Genomic DNA, 18,459 nt, shown 5'->3' on the forward strand with positions numbered 1-18,459 from the left:
TCATGGCCAGAAGGTGCAAAACGCCGGCAGCAACATGTCCAGCACGGACAGCGCCGTCGGGTCCAGCTGGGCCTGATTCGCAGCTTCAAGGCGGGGCCGCACACCGACCGGTGTGCGGCCCCGTTCTTTGTCTGACGGGTCTCAGAACCGCCCGCCGCCGCCCATCAGGCCGCCTCCGGATGAGCCCGAGGCGCTCGGACCGCCGCCGAATGAGGCGGGGCCCCACCCGCGGAACCCGCCGCGCATGCCCGCGCTGAGCAGGTCGCCGATGATGATCCCGCCGATCATGGCGCCGGTGTCGCTGCTGCCGCGGCGGGCATAGAAGCGCTGGGCCTGCTGGACGTCCGCGTTCGCCAGCGCCTGGGCGTTGGCGGCCAGCGTCGATGCCGCGTTGGCGTGGGCAATCGCCTCGGACAGGTTGGTCGTCCTCTTGTCCTGTGCGGCCTGCAGGTGTCGTTTGGCCTCGGCGAGCCGGGTCCGGGCCTCGGCTCCGATGCTGCCCCGACGGGTGTCGATGTATTCGGAGACGCCGCGCACCCGCGCCTGGGCGGTGAACGCGGCCTGCTCGAAGGAACGCTCGAGCCGCTCGGCGGTCGCCTGCTCCTGGGCGACGGCGGCCAGGATTCGGTTGAGGCCGGCGTCGGCCTTCGTCAGCCGGGCGAAGGCGCCCAGGGGGTCGGCGGCGCCAGCGCCGCGGGCCCCGGTGATGGCGGCGGCCGCCTCGTCGCGCGCGGCGCCGAGTTCGGCGGTGCGGCCCGCCCCGGCACCACGCGGCTTCTGCAGCTGCTCGTCGGCGCGCTTGATGCCCGCTTGGATCTCGTCGATGAGCGCGGGCAAGGTGGCGACGGCATGCCTGACGTCCGTCGCCGCGTTGTCGATCGCATCCAGCAGAGCGCGGGCCTGCCCGAGCGCCGCCTCGGCGGCATGGATCGCGTCGACCAACGCGGTCTGCTGTCCGCCCTGGGCGCCGGCCAGGTCGCGGCCGGAGCCGATGTTGCGGTCCGCGAACGCCAGCCTCTCCTTGGTGCTTGCGATGTTGCCGGACACCGAAGTCAGCGCCGCGGCGTCGAATTCCTTGCGCAGCTCGGCCAGCCGCTGCTCGGCGGGGGCGATGCGGGCGGTGAGTTCGACGTACTGCTGGGTCAGCGCGTCCAGCCGCGCCGGCGCGTTGACCACCAAAACGCGTAGCCCTTCGAACGCCTCCCGTTGTGACTCGAGCTCGCGGTTGGCGTGGGCCGCCGAGACGATCACCCGGGTGAGCATCTCCCGGCGTTGCGCGGGCGTCTCCGGCATGCTGTCGTCCAGCTGCTGGCGGACCGTAAAGGCTTGCGATAGAGCGACTTTGGCGTTGTTCACCGCCTGGATGAACGGTTGGGTCCGCTCCTCGCCGAACTCGTCGATCGCCAGCGTCAACTCGTTGGCGCTGGTGCGCACCGCGTTGTCGACCTCCACCACCAGCGAGCGCGACAGGTCGTCGAGGGCCGCCAGCGGCACCGCAGCCAGCGCGTTCGGATCGGTGGGGTCGACGCGCCCCGCCGCGGCCAACTCGGCGGCGCGCCGCCGTCCTCGGCGATAGTGCATCGCCACCAGCAGGGCCACCACGGCGACGGCGACGGCGCCCAGCGCGACCAGCAGGACCAGGCGGCCCGACGACGGCGGCGTCGTGTCGAGCCCGTTGGCCGCCGCAACCGCGGCGCCGCTCCAGTCGCCGTCGTGCAGCGCGGGTTCGATCTTGGTGCGCCGCAGCTGATCGACCTGACCCGCGCTGACGCTCTTGATCGCGGACGGGACGAAGAACGCGTACGCCCGGCCGGTGGTGGCGACTGCCAGCAGCGCGTCGTAGTCACCCAGGTCGCTGACGCTTCGGGTGCGCCTCGCCCAGTTCTCGGGGCTCTCCCCGGAGAAGTCGTCGACGTAGACCACCCACAGCCGGATGTGGCGATCGGCGTAGAGCTTGTCGGTGGCCGACGCCACCGCCGCGCGACCGGAATCCGACAGCGCGTTCGCGTTGTCGGTCACCTGATCCGGCAGCCGAAACGGCGGGTGGGCGCCCGCCGTCGGCGCCAGCAGCAGCCCGGCGCCGAGACCCGCGAGGATCGTCAGGATCACGCCGAGCAGCCGAGCAGAGCGCATAGGACAATCTAGCCCGCGTTCCCTGGCAGACTGTGCGGCGGTGAGCATGCAACAGCACGACCCCTACGACGACTTCGACCGCCAGCGGCAGGTGCGCGAAGCGGCGAAGACGGCGGGTCTGCCGGGTACGGAGGGTCAGCACCGCACCGACTTCGCCCGGGACCGCGCCCGGGTGTTGCACAGCGCCGCATTGCGCCGGCTCGCCGACAAGACGCAGGTGGTCGGGCCCCGCGAGGGTGACACCCCACGCACCCGCTTGACCCACTCGCTGGAGGTGGCCCAGATCGGGCGTGGAATGGCGGTGGGGCTGGGCTGTGACCTCGACCTCGTGGAGCTGGCCGGCCTCGCCCACGACATCGGGCATCCGCCCTACGGGCACAACGGCGAACGCGCGCTCGACGAGTTCGCGGCCGCGCACGGCGGGTTCGAGGGTAACGCCCAGAATTTTCGGATTTTGACCAGCATCGAGCCCAAAATCATTGACGCGCAAGGCAATAGCGCGGGACTGAATCTGACGCGGGCGTCCCTGGACGCGGTCACCAAATACCCGTGGACCCGAGGTCGTGGGCCGGGGAGCAAGTTCGGCTTCTACGACGAGGACCGCGAGGCTGCTGCCTGGGTTCGTCAGGGGGCGCCGGCGGATCGGACGTGCCTGGAGGCCCAGGTGATGGACTGGGCCGACGACGTCGCATATTCGGTGCACGACGTCGAGGACGGCGTCGTCTCGCAGCGCATCGACCTGCGCGTGCTCGCCGACGACGACGAGGCGGCAGCCCTGGCCAAGCTGGGGGAGAGCGAATTCTCCCGGGTCAGCGCCGACGACTTCATGGCCGCCGCGCGACGGTTGTCGGGCCTGCCCGTCGTCGCAGCCGTCGGCAAGTACGACGCCACGCTGGCCGCGGCGGTGGCGCTCAAGCAATTGACCAGTGAATTGGTGGGCCGGTTCGCCTCGGCCGCCATTGCGACCACGCGTGCGGCCGCCGGCGCGGGGCCGCTGGTGCGCTACAGGGCCGACCTGCAGGTTCCCGATTTGGTGCGGGCCGAGGTCGCCCTGCTGAAAATCCTGGCGCTGCAGTTCATCATGTCGGACCCTCGGCACCTGGAAACCCAAGCGCGGCAGCGCGACCGCGTCCACCGCGTGGCGCGATGGCTGTACTCCGGGGCGCCCGGAACCCTCGACCCCGTGTTCGCCGCGGCGTTCAACACCGCGGCCGACGAACGGGCCCGGCTCCGGGTCGTCGTCGATCAGATCGCCTCGTACACCGAGGGTCGGCTGGAGCGGATCGACGCCCATGAGGCGACCGGATAGCGTTACCCGCATGACCAAACTCAGCGCCGTTGCCGCCGCCTTGCTGTCGCTTTCCGTCGTGGCCCTGAACGCGTGCAGTTCGCCCCAGCACGCGACCAGCCAGACAGGCACCACACCCCCGGTCCAAAGCGGTTCTCCGGCATCGTCGGCGACGTCGGGCCCGCCGCCCGCCGCCGGATCGCTGACCGCGCAACTGAAATCGGCGGACGGCAAGGACGTCGCGACGGCCACCTTCGACTTCAGCAACGGCTACGCCACCGTCACGGTCAAGACGGTCGCCGGCGGCATCCTCACGCCCGGTTTCCACGACATGCACATCCACGCGGTCGGCAAGTGTGAGCCGAATTCGGTCGCCCCGAACGGCGGCCCGCCCGGAAACTTCCTGTCCGCGGGCGGGCATTTCCAGGCGCCCGGGCACTCCGGGATGCCCGAGAGCGGCGACCTGACCATGCTCGAAGTGCGCCAGGACGGTTCGGCGTACCTGGTGACCACCTCCGACGCGTTCACCCGGGACCAGCTGCTGGCCGGGGACAAGACCGCGTTGATGATCCATGGCGCCCAACACAGCGACCAGGCGATGGACCGGATCGCGTGCGGCGTCATCGGGCCGGCAAGCTGATCCGGTCCGGCGTCTTACACTGGGCCGATGGCCGGCCGGATCTCTGATCGCGATATCGCCGCCATCCGCGAACGGGCCCGCATCGAAGATGTCGTCGGCGACTACGTCCAGCTCAAGCGCGCCGGCGCCGATTCGCTCAAGGGCCTGTGCCCGTTTCACAACGAGAAGTCGCCGTCGTTCCACGTCCGCCCGAACCACGGCCACTTCCACTGCTTCGGCTGCGGCGAGGGCGGCGACGTGTACGCGTTCGTCCAGAAGATCGAGCACGTCAGCTTCGTCGAGGCGGTCGAACTGCTAGCCGACCGGGTCGGCCACACCATCACCTACACCGGCGCCGCCGCCACCAACGTGCAGCGCGACCGCGGCAGCCGCAGCAGGCTCGTCGCGGCCAACGCGGCCGCCGCCGAGTTCTACGCGGCGGCCCTGGAGTCCGACGAGGCGGCGCCGGGCCGCCAGTACCTGACGGAACGGAACTTCGACGCCGAGGCGGCGCGCCGTTTCGGCTGCGGATTCGCCCCGTCGGGCTGGGACTCGCTGACAAAACACTTGCAGCGCAAGGGTTTCGAGTTCAAGGAGCTGGAGGCGGCCGGCCTGTCGCGGGAGGGGCGCCGCGGGCCGATGGACCGCTTCCACCGGCGGTTGTTGTGGCCCATCCGCACCGCGGCCGGCGAGGTGATCGGGTTCGGGGCCCGCCGCCTGTTCGATGACGACCCGATGGAAGCCAAGTACATCAACACGCCCGAGACGGTGCTCTACAAGAAGTCGTCGGTGATGTTCGGCATCGACCTGGCCAAGCGCGACATCGCCAAGGGGCACCAGGCCGTCGTCGTCGAGGGCTACACCGACGTGATGGCGATGCACCTGGCCGGCGTCACCACCGCCGTCGCCTCCTGCGGCACCGCGTTCGGCGAGGAGCACCTGGCCATGCTGCGCAGGTTGATGATGGACGACAGCTTCTTTCGCGGCGAACTGATCTACGTCTTCGACGGCGACGCGGCCGGCCGCGCCGCGGCGCTCAAGGCGTTCGGCGGCGAGCAGAACCTGGCCGGGCAGTCCTTCGTCGCGGTCGCGCCGGACGGCATGGACCCGTGCGATCTGCGGCTGAAGGCGGGCGACGCCGCGCTGCGCGACCTGGTGGCCCGGCGAACCCCGCTGTTCGAGTTCGCCATTCGCACCACGATCGCCGAGATGGACCTGGACAGCGCCGAGGGCAGGGTGGCCGCGCTGCGCCGGTGCGTGCCCATGGTCAGCCAGATCAAGGACCCCACGCTGCGCGACGAGTACGCCCGCCAGCTCGCGGGCTGGGTCGGCTGGGACGACGTCGCGCAAGTCATCGAGCGGGTCCGCGGCGAGGCCAAACGGACCGCCTCGCCGGCCCGGGGTGGTGCCGGGTCGGAGGCACCCCGACGGGCCGAGCGGCAGCCCGCCGCCCCGGCCCCGACCGAGGCCAGGGAATCGCGAGCCGCGCGGCCCGACCCGCGCGACCCGACCCTGTGGGCCCAGCGCGAGGCCCTCAAGTCGGCGTTGCAGTACCCGGCGCTGGCGGGCCCGGTGTTCGACACGCTGACCGTGGAGAGCTTCACGCACCCCGGGTACGCGGCCGTCCGGGCGGCCATCGAGTCCGCGGGCGGTACCTCGACCGGCGCCACCGGGGCGGAGTGGCTCGAGGCGGTGCGGCAGCAGACCACCTCGGCCCTGACGACGGGCCTGATCAGTGAGCTGGGCGTGGAGACCATCCAGGTCGACGAAGAGAAGCTGCCGCGCTACATCGGGGGCGTGCTCGCCCGCCTGCAGGAGGTCTGGATGGGCCGGCAGATCGCCGAGGTGAAGTCCAAACTGCAGCGCATGTCGCCCATCGAGCAGGGCGACGAGTATCACGCGCTATTCGGCGACCTGGTCGCCATGGAGGCCTATCGGCGCAGCCTGCTGGAGCAGGCTAGCGGCGACGATCTGACGGGGTGAGGGCCGGATCCGCCGGTTGTTCTCCACCGCGTTCCATGACGGCCGTCTGCTCGTCGATCTCTGTCAGGGTGACAAAACCGGCGTCGGGCGAGATCCGGTTGGCGATCTTGCGGCGACCCCCCTCGATCATGGACTTGGCCACGGGGCTGCTGGTCAGCGCGCGATACGTACCGACGAGCTGCTCGTATCGGCGGCGTCCGGCCTTCGAGCCCAGCACATAACCCAGTCCAAGCACCACGACATACCGGATCAAAGCGTTCCTCCCGACGATCGATGGCTCCATCCTGCCTCACCTTCGGGGGTTGGCGCGCGGGGCGGGTGGGCGTCAGGCCCACGCGCCGGTAACGGCCAGGCACCTCCCGCCTAGTTGGGTGCGGTCGTGCCAGTACGCTAGAGTCGTCCGGCGATCGGTTTAATCCCCTGTAGCTCAATTGGCAGAGCATTCGGCTGTTAACCGAAGGGTTGGTGGTTCGAGTCCACCCGGGGGAGCGAGGTTGAGCCTCAGTCGTCCACGCTCTGGCCGCCAGGTCGGCCATGGAAGTTTCAGTGCCTCGCAGGAGGTCTCATGGAATTCCTCGTCACCATGACCACGCACGTCCCGGACGGAACGCCACCGGAGACCGTCGACGGCATCCGGGCCCGCGAGGCCGCGCATTCCCGCGAACTGGCCGAACAGGGGCACCTGCTGCGGCTGTGGCGTCCGCCGCTGCAACCGGGCGAGTGGCGCACTCTGGGGCTGTTCGCCGCAACCGACGCGGACGAACTCGAGCGGGTGCTCGCCTCGATGCCGCTGCGCGTCTGGCGCACCGACGAGGTGACGCCGCTGACCCCGCACCCCAACGACCCCGCGGGTCACCACACGTAGCTCAGGCCCCATTCCTTTTCCGCGGCCAGCCGGGCCGCGTCGACGCCGGTCTGGGTTTCGTCGCTCCAGCTGGCCAGGGCCACCGGCGCCGAGGCCAGTTTGAACGGCGGCACCTCGTGCCGCTCGTCGGCCGCGAGCAGCTCCCGAAATGCGGCATGGGTGCTGTACCTGCGCCACCCGGCGAGTGTCCCCCCACGGCCGTATCGAGCGCCCAGCTTGGCCTGCTGAGGGCCTTCATCGATATGCCGTTGGCCGGCAAGGGTTCCGGCCATCGGTCGCCCGCCGCCTGAAAAGTTCTGCCGCGCAATGCAATAGCGGCAATCCTCGGAAAGAAATTGGGCAAGGCCACGTCTCGCGCAAGATGGGCGGACGTCAGCGAATCAACGGCAAGAGCAGCGCGTCGAGGCCTGTGGCATAGGACCGCTCTAGGGCATGGTCAACGGGCGCCGATGTGACATATGTGATTGGCTCACAAGGGATTTAAACCTTGCGCACCGCGCGGTGCGCTGCAATCATGCTCAGATTTGGAAGTCCTCGCCGTGCCACACGCCGGCCTCGGGCGGGCGGATCACGCGGCCATTCTGCGGGCCGTCGTTCGACGCCTCCAGCTTGGCCACCCTGGTGAGCAGGGACTGCAGGCTGACGCCCACCAGGTCGGGCATCTTCGAGTCGTCGGGGGTGCTCCGCCCGTGGCGGCTGATGACCTGCCCGGGGACCCCGATGACGACGGAACCCGACGGCACCGGCTTGACCACCACGGCGTTGGCGCCGATCCGGCTGTCGTCGCCGACTTTGATCGCGCCGAGGACCTTGGCTCCGGCGCCGATGATGACTCGGTCACCGACCGTCGGGTGTCGTTTCCCGGTCTCCGCGCCGCTGCCGCCGAGGGTGACGCCGTGATACAGCATGACGTCTTCGCCCAACTCGGCCGTCTCCCCGATCACCACGCCGGTCGCGTGGTCGATGAACAGGCCGGGGCCGAGGACGGCACCGGGGTGGATGTCGACGCCGGTGAAGATGCGGGTGAGCTCGGAGAACGTCCGCGCCGCAACCCTGGCGCCGCGGTTCCACAGCCAGTGGCTGATCCGGTGGCCCCAGATCGCGTGCACGCCCGGGTAGGCGAAGACGACCTCCAGCGTGGTGGGCTTGGCGGGATCGCGCTCCTTGGCCGCCCGGATGTCCCGCCGCATGGCAGCGAGCATGGTCAATCCGCCAAGTCGGCGAACAGCGCCGTGCTCAAATAGCGTTCGCCGAAGCTGGGCAGCACGACCACCACGAGCTTGCCGGCGTTCTCGGGCCGGCGGGCCACCTGCAACGCGGCCACCACCGCGGCGCCGGACGAGATGCCGGACAGCAGTCCCTCCTCGCGGGCGAGCCGCCGGGCCATGGTCAGCGAGTCCTCGTTGCCGACGGCAATGACCTCGTCGACCAGCTCCATGTCGAGGACCGGCGGGACGAATCCGGCGCCGATGCCCTGGATCGGGTGAGGCCCCTTCTGCCCGCCGGACAGCACCGCGGACGCGGCCGGCTCCACGGCGACGAACTGGGCCGACGGCTTGCGTTCCTTGATGACCTGGGCGACACCGGTGATGGTGCCGCCGGTGCCGACGCCGGCCACGAAGAAGTCCACCTTGCCGTCGGTGTCGCGCCACACCTCCTCGGCGGTCGTCGCGCGGTGGACCGCCGGGTTTGCGGGGTTCTCGAACTGCTGCGGCACGAAATACCGCTGGTCGGTCTTGGCCAGCTCCTCGGCCTTGGCGATGGCGCCGGGCATGCCGTCGGCCCCGGGGGTCAGGATCAGCTCGGCGCCGTAGGCCCGCAGCAGCATGCGCCGCTCGACGCTCATGGTGTCGGGCATGGTCAGCACGCATCGGTAGCCGCGGGCCGCGCACACCATTGCCAGCGCGATGCCGGTGTTTCCGCTCGTCGGCTCGAGGATGATCGTGTCGGGCTTGATCAGGCCGGCCTGCTCGGCCGCGTCCAGCATGGCGACCCCGATGCGGTCCTTCACGCTGTTTGCCGGGTTGAAGGATTCCAGCTTGGCGACGACGTCGGCGACGGCGCCTTCGGTGACTCGGCGCAGCCGCACCAGCGGCGTGTTTCCGATCAGCTGGGTGACATCGTCGGCGATGCTCATGAAGCTTCCTTAGCGGTCTCGGTTCAGGTCGGTACGTGGTTCGTCGGCCTGCCAGGTGTTACGAATTCGATGGCTCTTATCTTCCTGAGGACTTGGGATTGCTCGGCCCCTGGTGCCGTCCGGATCCGGAAAGCGCGAGGCTTGTTGAGCGTCGGAAGGCGTCAGGGGATCAACAACAGCGACAACAAGAGTCCACGGCGGGGCGGCGCGTAAGGACAAGGCGCGGCGATGTGGCCTGTTGCATAGTGCCAACTATAGGACATCCTCGTATTACGGCCCTTTTGCTGCCATGTTCGGCAGCCAGGCAGCGCAGCACGCAGGTGCTCAGTCGTAGACGGGCGCCCACATCGTGTCGGCCACGGCCCGCGCGACGTCCGCGTGGGTCTTCGTGGCGACCCCGTCTTCCACGGCGGCGTGATAGACGGCCTCCGCGACCGCCGTCGAGATCTCGCGGAGCTTCCGCACATCGGGCAACAGGGAATCGCCGGCATTTGTCGGGCAGGCCTGGTGCACAATGGCTTTCGCCGCAGCCTGCAGCATGCCAGGGGTGACGGTCCGAGCGCGGGAGACGATGATGCCCAACCCGATGCCCGGGAAAACCAACACGTTGTTGGCCTGACCGATGCTGTAGGTGACGCCATCGAATTCGACGGGAGCGACCGGGGTGCCGGTGGTGATCAGCGCCTTGCCGTTGGACCATTCCAGCAAGTCGGCCGGCATGGCCTCCATGCGTGAGGTCGGGTTTGACAGCGGGAAGATCATCGGGCGTTCGCAGGAAGCGGTCATCGCGTCGACGACCTTCTCGGTGAACGCCCCGAATACCGTTGAGGAGCCCAGCAGGATGGTGGGCGACGCGAGCTTGATCGCGTCCACCAACCCCACGCGATCCTCGGCGGCCACCCCGAGCCGTTGGCGGTTCTTCGCGTAGGGCACCTGGAAATCGCGCAGGTCGTCCATGTCGTCGAAGAGCAGGCCCTGCTTGTCGATCGGCCAGATCTGCGACGCGGCCTGCTCGGCCGTCGCGCCGTCGGCGACCATCGCGTCTCGGATCTGATCCGCGACCCCGATCCCGGCGGTGCCGGCTCCGAAGACGATCGTTTTCTGGTCGCGCATCGGGATACCGGTGACATGACAACCGCCGTAGACGGCGGCGACCACCACCGCGCCGGTTCCCTGGATGTCGTCGTTGAAGACGCAGTACTCGTCGCCGTAGGTTTTCAGAATATGCCGGGCATTGAGCGGCCCGAAGTCTTCGAAATGCAGGATCGCGTGCGGAAACAAGCCGTGCGCCGTCTCGATGTAGCGCTTGATGAACGCGTCGTACTCCTCGCCGCGGCGCCGGGCGTGGCGGTTGCCCAGGTAGAACGGATCGGCCAGCAGCTGTTCGTTGTCGGTGCCGACGTCGAGCGACACCGCGATGCAGCGGCGCGGATCGATCCCGCCGCCCGCGGTGTAGAGCGCCAGTTTGCCGACGGCGATCTGGATGCCACCGACGCCCCAGTCACCGATGCCGAGGATCGCCTCGGCGTCGGTGCACACGATCAGGTCGACATCGCCGGGTCCCAGGCCGAAAGTCTCGAAGGCCTCAGCGATTTCGTCCGGCTCATCGATGCTCAGAAAGAGCCCGCGCTGCCCGCGGTATTCATCCGAGAAGCGCTGAATGGCCTCACCGACGGTGGGCGTGTACACCACGGGCATCAATTCGGGCAGGTGGTCCTGCAGCACCTTGAAGTACAGCAGCTCGTGCCGGTAATGCAGCTGTTCGAGAAGCAGGTTGCGGCCCAAATCCGTACCGAGGCTTTGCAGTTGATGCCACACGCGGTCGGCTTGCTCGTCGAGCGTGAGCACCGCCGACGGAAGACGCCCGGTCAGCCCCAGGCGTCGGCGTTGCTCGTGGGTGAATCCCACGCCGCGGTTCAGGCTCGGCGCGGCCAGTGCCGGCGGGATCCGCGGCGTGTGGGGATCGCTCATCACAACACCGTAGCGCCGATCCTGGTCAGCGCTGGGAACGGAGGGTGAAGATCGCTAACTGCTGGAGACGGACTCGGTCGCGTTCAGGGCCCCGTCTTCGGGGACTTCACAGGCGCAGGGCTGTGCGCCGTTGTGCACCCACCGCGATAGCCGGCTGCCCTGCTTGCGCATGACGTGCTGCACGTAGACCTTGTCGCGCTGCACGCGGGAGAACGCCATGTCCAGGTTGATCGGCAACCCCGCCCAGTCGACTTGACCCGGCGCCGACGCCCTGCCGTCGGGATGCAGCGGACACTGCCGCCGCGGGCAGATTGGCCTTTCAGAATCGCGAGCCACGCTACGTCACTCCTTTTGGTGCGCGACCTAATGAGTGAATGTTGCGTCAGCGATGTTTCGGCTGCGGGTGTGCGACGTTTCCGTCGTATTACGGGTGGCGCGCCCTAGTAGACGTCGCGGTGGTAGCGCTTGTCGGCGCTCAGCGATCGCACGTATTCCCGTGCCGCCTCCGGGTCGAGGTTGCCCTGTTCGGCGGCGATTTCGCAGAGCGTGCGGTCGACGTCCTTGGCCATGGGGTCGGCGTTGCCGCAGACGTACAGTTGCGCGCCGTCCTGCAACCAGCGCCACAGCTGGTCCCCGCGCTTGCGCATCAGGTGCTGCACGTAGATCTTGTCGCGCTGGTCGCGCGAGAACGCCAGGTCCAGCTCGGTGAGCAGCCCGTCGGCGCGCATCTGTTCGATCTCGTCGCGGTAGTAGTAGTCGGTCGCGGCGTGTTGTTCGCCGAAGAACAGCCAATTGGGGGCGGTGTGGCCCAGCGCGCGGCGCTCCTGCAGGAAGCCGCGGAACGGCGCGATCCCGGTGCCCGGTCCGATCATGATCATCGGGGTGTCCGGGTCGCTGGGCGGCCGGAAGTTGCTCGACGGCTGCAGATAGACGGCGACGCGATCGCCGGGGGAGCGGTCGGCGAGGTAGGTCGAACACACCCCGCGGCGTGGGACGCCCTGGAAGTTGTAGCGCACCGGCGAGACCGTCAGGTGAACTTCGCCCGGGTACTCTTTGGGGCTCGACGAGATCGAGTACAGCCGCGGCTGAAGGCGTTTGAGGACCCGCAGCCACTCGTGGGCCGACGCGTAGACCGGCAGCTGCGCCAGCAGGTCCACCAACTGGCGTCCCCATGTCCAGTTGTTCAGCTCGGCCTTGTTTTCCGGCCGCAGCAGTTCGGCCAGTTTCCGGTTGCCGGTGCGCTCCTGCACGAACCGCACCAAATCACGGCTGATGTGGGCGATCTCGGTTCGCTCGGTGAGCGCCGAGCGCAACGACATCAAACCGTGCTCGCCGACCTCGACCGGGGTCTGTCCATCCAGTCCGGTGACCGACAGCCATTCGTCGACGAGCCGGTCGCTGTTGCGCGGCCACACCCCGAGCGCGTCGCCGGCCTCGTAGCTGATCGTGTCCTCGGGCACCCGGAACACCAACTGCCGCACGTCCTTTGCCGACTCCGGCCCGCCCAGCTTGATGTTGCGGGCCATGTCGGTGATCAGGGGTTGCTTCTTGGAGTAGCCGACGGCACCGGGCCCGTTGGCCGGCCGGGTCGGCGCGGCGACCGGGGAGGCGAGCGCCGCCGGCGCCCCACCGTCCCGGCCCACCGGCGCCGGCGTGCGGGCCAGCGCCTCGATAACCCCGGCCAACCATTTTGCCGCGCCGTCTTCGTAGTCGGGTTCGCAGTCGACCCGGTCGACGATTCGGGTGGCTCCGCGCTCGGCGAGCAGCTCGTCGAGCTTGCGGCCGTGGCCACAGAAGTCGTCGTAGTTTGAGTCGCCCAGCGCAAGCACCGCGTAGCGGGTGTCGGTGAATCGCGGTGCGCCATCGGAAGTTAACGCCCGCCACAGCCCGGTGCCGTTGTCCGGTGGTTCGCCGTCACCGGTGGTGCTGGTGACCAGCAGTAGCTCTCGCGTCGCCGGCAGCTGCGCCAGCGGGAAGTCGTCCATGGCGTGCAGCGCGACCGGCAGGGCGGCCTCGCGCAACTGCGCAGCGACGTCGGCGGCGAGTTCCTCCGCGTTTCCGGTCTGCGACGCCCACAACACCACGACTGCCGACCGCTCGGGGATGGGGCCGGGTGTCTCGACGATCGGTTCCTGGACAGCCGGCGCCTCGGTGCGGGCGAACAGGCCGGCCAGCAGGCCGTCGATCCACAGCCGGGTGTTGGAATCGAACGGGGCGTTCTGGGGCAGGGTCGGCACCCCGGCAAGGCGACTGCCGGCGTCCGAGCGCAGCCCCGAGACGAGTCCGGCCAGGTAGGCGCGGCCCAGCGGGCCGAACTGTGGCGCCGGTTCCTTTGTCACGCCGAGGAGTTCGGCGAGAGTATCGACGCGGGCCGGACTGATCTCGTCGTCGTTCGGCAGTGTGCCGCTCGAATCGGGTTGCGCGACTGCGACCTTCGTGAGGGATATGGCGCAGGCCTTGAACTCCGGCTGGTGGGAAACCGGGTCGACGGCGTCGTTGGTGACGGCGTTGATCGACAGGTACTCGCCGAAGGCGTCGTTCCAGTGGAAGGGCGCAAAGCAATTGCCGGGCCGGACCCGGTCGGTGATCACGGCGGGCAGCACGGCCCGGCCACGGCGCGAGGCGATTTCGACCGGGTCGTCGTCACGGATCTGCAGGCGGGCCGCGTCGTCGGGATGGATTTCGACGAACGGTCCGGGGTTGAGCTTGTTGAGTTTGGCGACCTTCCCGGTCTTGGTCATCGTGTGCCATTGATGCGGCAGGCGCCCGGTGTTGAGCAGGAAAGGGAAGTCGTCGTCGGGCATTTCGTCGGGCAACAGGTGTGGACGGGCGAAGAACACCGCGCGCCCGCTCGCGGTGGGGAACGCCAGCCGGGGCACGGCGCCGTCCTCGCGGACCAGCCGGGCCTGGCTCACACCGTCGTTCAGGTAGCGGATGGGGTGACGGTCGCCGGCGCCGTCCGGCGGGCACGGCCACTGCAGCGGCGTCTCGCACAACCGCTGATAGCTGGCGCCGCGCAGGTCGTAACCCGTAGCGGGGTTCGAGAATCTCTTGATCTCCTCGAACACTTCCTCCGCGCAGTGGTAGCTGAACGCCTCCGAAAACCCCATTGCGCAGGCGATTCGGGCGATGATCTGCCAGTCCGGCAGCGCCTGGCCGGGCGCTTCGACGGCCGGCTGGAACAGGGTCAGGTTACGCTCGGAATTGACCATCACCCCTTCGGACTCCGACCACAGGGCAGCCGGCAACAAGAGGTCGGCGTACTCGGTGGTCTCGGTCTCCAGGAACGCGTCCTGGGCGATCACCATCTCTGCGCTTTCCAGGCCCGCCAGCACGGTTTTCCGGTTCGCCACCGAGGCAACGGGATTGGTGCAGACGATCCAACAGGCCTTGATTTCGCCGTCGGCCATCCGGGAAAACATGTCCACGGTGCCGGTGCCGACCTTGGTGCGCAGCGACCCCCGGGGAATGCCCCACTGGTGCTCGACGAACTCGCGGTCGGCGGCCGACGCCACCGAGCGCTGACCTGGCAGACCCGGCCCCATGTAGCCCATTTCGCGCCCGCCCATGGCGTTGGGCTGCCCGGTGAGCGAGAAGGGACCGCTGCCGGTTTTGCAGATGGTGCCGGTGGCCAGGTGCAGGTTGCAGATCGCGTTGGTGTTCCAGGTGCCGTGCGTGCTCTGGTTGAGTCCCATCGTCCAGCAGCTCATGAAGTTTTCGGCTTCGCCGATCCAGCGGGCGGCCGTGCGGATGTCTTCGGTTGCGATGCCGGTGATTTCGCCGACCCGCTCCGGCGTGTACTGAGCGAGGAAGCTCGGCATCACCTCCCAGCCTTCGGTGAATTCGGCGATGAATTCGGGATCGGTGTGCCCGTTTTGGACGATCAGGTGCAGCAGCCCGTTGAGCAGCGCGAGATCGGTCCCGGGGGCGAGCTGCAGGAACAGGTCGGCCTTCTCGGCGGTCGCGGTGCGTCGCGGGTCCACCACGATCAGCTTGGCGCCGGCCTTGACGCGATCCATCATGCGCAGGAACAGGATCGGGTGGCAGTCGGCCATGTTGGAGCCGATGACGAGGAACACGTCGGCCGCGTCGAAGTCCTGGTACGAGCCGGGCGGTCCGTCGGCGCCCAGGGACAGCTTGTATCCGGAACCCGCGCTGGCCATGCACAGCCGCGAATTCGACTCGATCTGGTTGGTTCCGATGAAACCCTTGGTCAGCTTGTTCGCCAAATACTGGGCCTCGATGGACATCTGGCCCGACACGTACATGGCGAAGGAGTCGGGGCCGTCCTGATCGATGATCTCGCGGAGCCGCTTGGCGCACTGGGTTATCGCGTCGTCGATGTCGATCGGCTCGAGGGGCTCGCCGCGGTCGGCTCGCACGTGCGCCGATTCCATCCGGCCCGGCGCGGCCAACAGGTCGGCTGTCGTCGCGCCCTTGGTGCACAGCCGGCCAAAGTTGGCCGGGTGGCTTTTGCTTCCAACAGTTCGCGTAACGTGACGGCCGCCGCTCGCCGGGTCTGCTGTGACGTGTAACACCATGCCGCAACCGACACCACAGTAGGCGCACATGCTCTGCACGGCGTCCGTGCGAACGTCGTGGGGCTCTTTGGCCACGCCTACTTTCCTCCCCTCGCGCGCAAGGGCCTAATGCGCTAAATAGTGCGGCAATGATGTTTCGGCATCGGGCGCCCGATGTTTCCGCCGTTTTACGGCTTGCTTTCACCGAATCCGCATTGGTGTGTGAGGTCGCCGCAACGCCGCGTAATCGCAGGTCAGCACCGATCCGCGACGTCGGCAAGACTACCCGCGGGCCTCGGTGATTTGCCTCTCAGAAGGGCGCCTCCGACGAAACAAATGGGACATTCACAGTTTTCGTTAAGCTCACAATGTGCGCCGCTCGTTTGTGATTCTGCTGATCTTGCTGGCGTCGGCGTGCGGCGGAAAACCGACGACACAGCCGGCCTCGCGGGCCGATACTTGTAAGGAGTCCGACGGTCCGAACGCCGACACGGTGCGGCAGGCCATCGCCTCCGTCCCGGTCGAAGTGCCCGGCTCGACCTGGGTCGAAATCGCGCGGGGGCACACCAAGAAGTGCCGCCTGTTTTGGGTTCAGATCATCCCGACCATCGCCAGCGAGTCAACTCCGCAGCAGCTGCTTTTCTTCGACCACAACACCCCGCTGGGCCCACCCACGCCGAACCCGAAGCCGTACATCACCGTGCTGCCGCCGTCCGACGACACGATCACCGTCCAGTACCAATGGCAGGTCGGCAAGGACGAACCGTGCTGTCCCACCGGAATCGGCACCGTGAAGTTCCAGATCGGGTCGGACGGCAAGCTGCAGGCGCTCGGCAAGATCCCGCATCAGTAGCGCTCGTTGACCCGGCGCCCAAAGCCGCGCCGCCAAAGCCTCAGTCGGGCAGGTTCTCCGGGTGCAGCATCTCGGCGTAGCGCAGCGGCTCCGGGATGCCGAACCCGTCGACCAGCGTCTCCGCGTAGGGGCGCAGCTTGCGGCATCGATCGTTGATGCCGCGGGTGACCGCCTTGGCTCGCCCGGTCGACAGGTAGCCGTGTTCGATGTACCAGGCCTTGTCGTCCTCGATCACCGACAATGCGTACACGTCGCAGACCATTTCGAGCAGTCCGCGAGCCTCCGTGTCCTCGCACGAGTCGATCCCGGCGACGAACGCTTCCAGCACGATTCGGTCGATGTGCGCGCTCGCCGCGTGCAGCACGTGATCCTGCACGGCGTTGAACGCGTCGAATTCCGACATCTCTTTAGATTTGCCCTGCAGCCGACGCGCCACCGACGAGAGCAGATAGTCCTCACGCTCCTCGAACATGGTGACCTGGGTGCCGCGGTTGAACAGGCTGCCTTCCTCTTCGCTGTCCTGGCGGGCGTCGATGATCGTCTGCATAATCGCCTCGGCCGCAGTGCGTTTCCGCACCCGCTCACCGACGGTGTTGGCGGCGAAGCGCACCCATTCGACCGGGCTCATGCTGCGGATGTCGTCGGCATAAGCCGTCAGCAGCTCCTTGGCCACCAATTGGGTCAGCACGTGGTTGTCGCCCTCGAACGTGGTGAACACGTCGGTGTCGCCGCGCAGCCCGATCAGCCGGTTCTCGGCCATGTAGCCCGCGCCGCCGCAGGCCTCCCGCGCCTCCTGGATTGCTCGCGACGCGTGCCAGGTGTTGGCCGCCTTCAGTCCGGCGGCCCGCGCTTCCAGCTCCCGCTGCTCGTCGGCGTCGGGCGCGTCCGCGGTCTGGATGTCGTGGCACCTGCTGACCAGTTCGTTCTGGGCGAACTGCAGCGCGTATGACCGGGCGATCAACGGGAACAGCCGGCGCTGGTGCACCAGGTAGTCCATGATCAGCACCTCGGTGTCCTCGCCGGGCGCATTGAATTGCCTGCGCTGCAACGCATATCGAGTGGCGATGTCCAGCGCGACGCGCGCGGCGGCGCCCGCGCTGCCGCCCACGGTGATGCGGCCGCGAACCAGCGTGCCCAGCATGGTGAAGAACCGGCGGTTGGGGTTGTCGATCGGGGAGCTGTAGGTGCCGTCCGGCGCCACGTCGCCGTACTTGTTCAGCAGGTTCACCCGCGGGACGCGGACATGGTCGAAGACGATGCGGCCGTTGTCCACACCGGGCAGGCCGCCCTTGTACTCGCAGTCCGACGTCGTGACCCCGGGCAGGTCGTTGCCGTCGGCGTCGCGGATCGGGACCAGCAGGCAGTGCACGCCGTGGTTGACCGGCTTGCCGTCCTCGGTGGTGATGAGTTGCGCGAAAACCGATGCCATGGTGGCGGTTTCGGCGGCGCCCCCGATGTAATCCTTGCGGGCCGTCGGGGTGGGGGAGTCGACGACGAACTCCTCGGTCTCGGGGTCGTAGGTCGCGGTGGTCTCCACCGACTGAACGTCGCTGCCGTGCCCGGTCTCGGTCATGGCGAAACAGCCGCGCAATTCGAGGCTGATGATCTTCTTCACATAGGCCTCGTGGTGGCGCTCGGTGCCCAGGTTCTCGACGGCACCGCCGAACAGCCCCCACTGGACACCGGCCTTCACCATCAGCGACAGGTCGGACATCGCGAGCATCTCGATCATCGTGATCGCGGCGCCCACGTCGCCGGTCCCACCGTGCTCCTTGCGGAAGTTGTCGGCGGCGACCCCGAAGGCCGCCATGATCCGCATTTGCTCGGCCACCTTGGTGCGGGCGATCACGGTGTTCGGCGTGTAATGCGGGCGGAACAGCTCCTCGGTCATCGTGGCCCGCATCCGGTTCTTCACGTCGCGCCACCGCCCGTCCAGGGCGTTGCGCAGGTGTTCGGCCGTGCTTTTCGTGTCTGGCGCCATAAAGGGACGGTAACCCGCTGCTCAGGCCTTGAAACAGGCCTTGCACAACAATCGCGCAACGCCCGCATTTTCGCGCCGAGTACACGCTGGGCGCCGCGCTGCAAGTGTC

13 protein-coding genes, 1 tRNA gene and 2 pseudogenes are annotated in these 18,459 nt (G+C 68.3%); 7 read left to right on the forward strand and 9 right to left on the reverse strand.

Translation table 11 applies throughout. The features are described from left to right. Nucleotides 1–76: pseudogene (locus AC5Y5E_RS15895) on the forward strand (type VII secretion protein EsxI); the annotation flags it as partial. A gap of 65 nt (nt 77–141) precedes the next feature. On the opposite strand, the gene AC5Y5E_RS15900 reads toward AC5Y5E_RS15895, so the two are convergent. Next, nucleotides 142–2,133, reverse strand: a complete 1,992-nt coding sequence (locus tag AC5Y5E_RS15900; RefSeq protein ID WP_499903951.1) for a TPM domain-containing protein — start codon at nt 2,131–2,133, stop codon at nt 142–144. 40 nt (nt 2,134–2,173) lie between these two features. On the opposite strand from AC5Y5E_RS15900, the gene AC5Y5E_RS15905 reads away from it, so the two are divergent. The 3 genes from AC5Y5E_RS15905 to dnaG are packed head-to-tail and all read left to right on the forward strand — an operon-like array spanning nt 2,174 to nt 6,023. Beyond that, nucleotides 2,174–3,442 (forward strand): deoxyguanosinetriphosphate triphosphohydrolase, encoded by a 1,269-nt coding sequence (locus AC5Y5E_RS15905; protein WP_499903952.1) that lies wholly within the window; start codon nt 2,174–2,176, stop codon nt 3,440–3,442. A gap of 10 nt (nt 3,443–3,452) precedes the next feature. After that, nucleotides 3,453–4,061: a superoxide dismutase[Cu-Zn] gene (sodC, locus tag AC5Y5E_RS15910; RefSeq protein ID WP_499903953.1), complete on the forward strand. Its 609-nt coding sequence runs from the start codon at nt 3,453–3,455 to the stop codon at nt 4,059–4,061. Between the two features lie 27 nt (nt 4,062–4,088). Further along, nucleotides 4,089–6,023, forward strand: a complete 1,935-nt coding sequence (gene dnaG / locus AC5Y5E_RS15915; protein ID WP_499903954.1) for a DNA primase — start codon at nt 4,089–4,091, stop codon at nt 6,021–6,023. Here dnaG and AC5Y5E_RS15920 read toward each other — a convergent pair. Continuing rightward, nucleotides 5,998–6,276, reverse strand: coding sequence for a hypothetical protein (locus AC5Y5E_RS15920; RefSeq protein ID WP_499904263.1), 279 nt, complete (start codon nt 6,274–6,276; stop codon nt 5,998–6,000). The genes dnaG and AC5Y5E_RS15920 overlap by 26 nt on opposite strands. Before the next feature lie 163 nt (nt 6,277–6,439). Here AC5Y5E_RS15920 and AC5Y5E_RS15925 point away from each other — a divergent pair. Both AC5Y5E_RS15925 and AC5Y5E_RS15930 read left to right on the forward strand, forming a co-directional pair. Then, nucleotides 6,440–6,512: transfer RNA gene (locus AC5Y5E_RS15925), tRNA-Asn, on the forward strand. A 76-nt stretch (nt 6,513–6,588) separates the two neighbouring features. After that, nucleotides 6,589–6,876 (forward strand): annotated as a pseudogene (locus AC5Y5E_RS15930) (muconolactone Delta-isomerase family protein); the annotation flags it as partial. Here AC5Y5E_RS15930 and AC5Y5E_RS15935 read toward each other — a convergent pair. The 6 genes from AC5Y5E_RS15935 to AC5Y5E_RS15960 all read right to left on the reverse strand — a co-directional run bounded on the left by AC5Y5E_RS15935 (nt 6,876) and on the right by AC5Y5E_RS15960 (nt 15,567). Continuing rightward, entirely contained in the window at nt 6,876–7,160 is a 285-nt protein-coding gene (locus tag AC5Y5E_RS15935) for a hypothetical protein (RefSeq protein ID WP_499903955.1), read from the reverse strand. The pseudogene AC5Y5E_RS15930 and the gene AC5Y5E_RS15935 sit on opposite strands and share 1 nt — an antisense overlap. 246 nt (nt 7,161–7,406) lie before the next feature. Beyond that, entirely contained in the window at nt 7,407–8,090 is a 684-nt protein-coding gene (gene cysE / locus AC5Y5E_RS15940) for a serine O-acetyltransferase (RefSeq protein WP_499903956.1), read from the reverse strand. 2 nt (nt 8,091–8,092) lie between these two features. After that, on the reverse strand, nt 8,093–9,025 hold the full coding sequence (gene cysK, locus AC5Y5E_RS15945) for a cysteine synthase A (protein WP_499903957.1): 933 nt from the start codon (nt 9,023–9,025) through the stop codon (nt 8,093–8,095). A 324-nt stretch (nt 9,026–9,349) separates the two neighbouring features. Continuing rightward, nucleotides 9,350–10,996, reverse strand: a complete 1,647-nt coding sequence (locus tag AC5Y5E_RS15950; protein ID WP_499903958.1) for an NAD-dependent malic enzyme — start codon at nt 10,994–10,996, stop codon at nt 9,350–9,352. Nucleotides 10,997–11,050: 54 nt separating this feature from the next. Continuing rightward, complete coding sequence (locus AC5Y5E_RS15955; protein ID WP_499903959.1) at nt 11,051–11,332, reverse strand: hypothetical protein; 282 nt, start codon at nt 11,330–11,332, stop codon at nt 11,051–11,053. A gap of 104 nt (nt 11,333–11,436) precedes the next feature. Next, the gene (locus AC5Y5E_RS15960; protein WP_499904264.1) at nt 11,437–15,567 is read right to left on the reverse strand and encodes a bifunctional nitrate reductase/sulfite reductase flavoprotein subunit alpha; all 4,131 of its coding nucleotides are present in this window, start codon (nt 15,565–15,567) and stop codon (nt 11,437–11,439) included. A 319-nt stretch (nt 15,568–15,886) separates the two neighbouring features. Here AC5Y5E_RS15960 and AC5Y5E_RS15965 point away from each other — a divergent pair, with 319 nt between their 5' ends. After that, on the forward strand, nt 15,887–16,369 hold the full coding sequence (locus AC5Y5E_RS15965; RefSeq protein ID WP_499903960.1) for an LppP/LprE family lipoprotein: 483 nt from the start codon (nt 15,887–15,889) through the stop codon (nt 16,367–16,369). A gap of 40 nt (nt 16,370–16,409) precedes the next feature. On the opposite strand, the gene AC5Y5E_RS15970 is transcribed toward AC5Y5E_RS15965, so the two are convergent. Further along, on the reverse strand, nt 16,410–18,350 hold the full coding sequence (locus tag AC5Y5E_RS15970; protein ID WP_499903961.1) for an acyl-CoA dehydrogenase family protein: 1,941 nt from the start codon (nt 18,348–18,350) through the stop codon (nt 16,410–16,412). Nucleotides 18,351–18,459 lie beyond the last annotated feature (109 nt).

The sequence above is a fragment of the Mycobacterium sp. NGS54 genome (genome assembly GCF_059812465.1).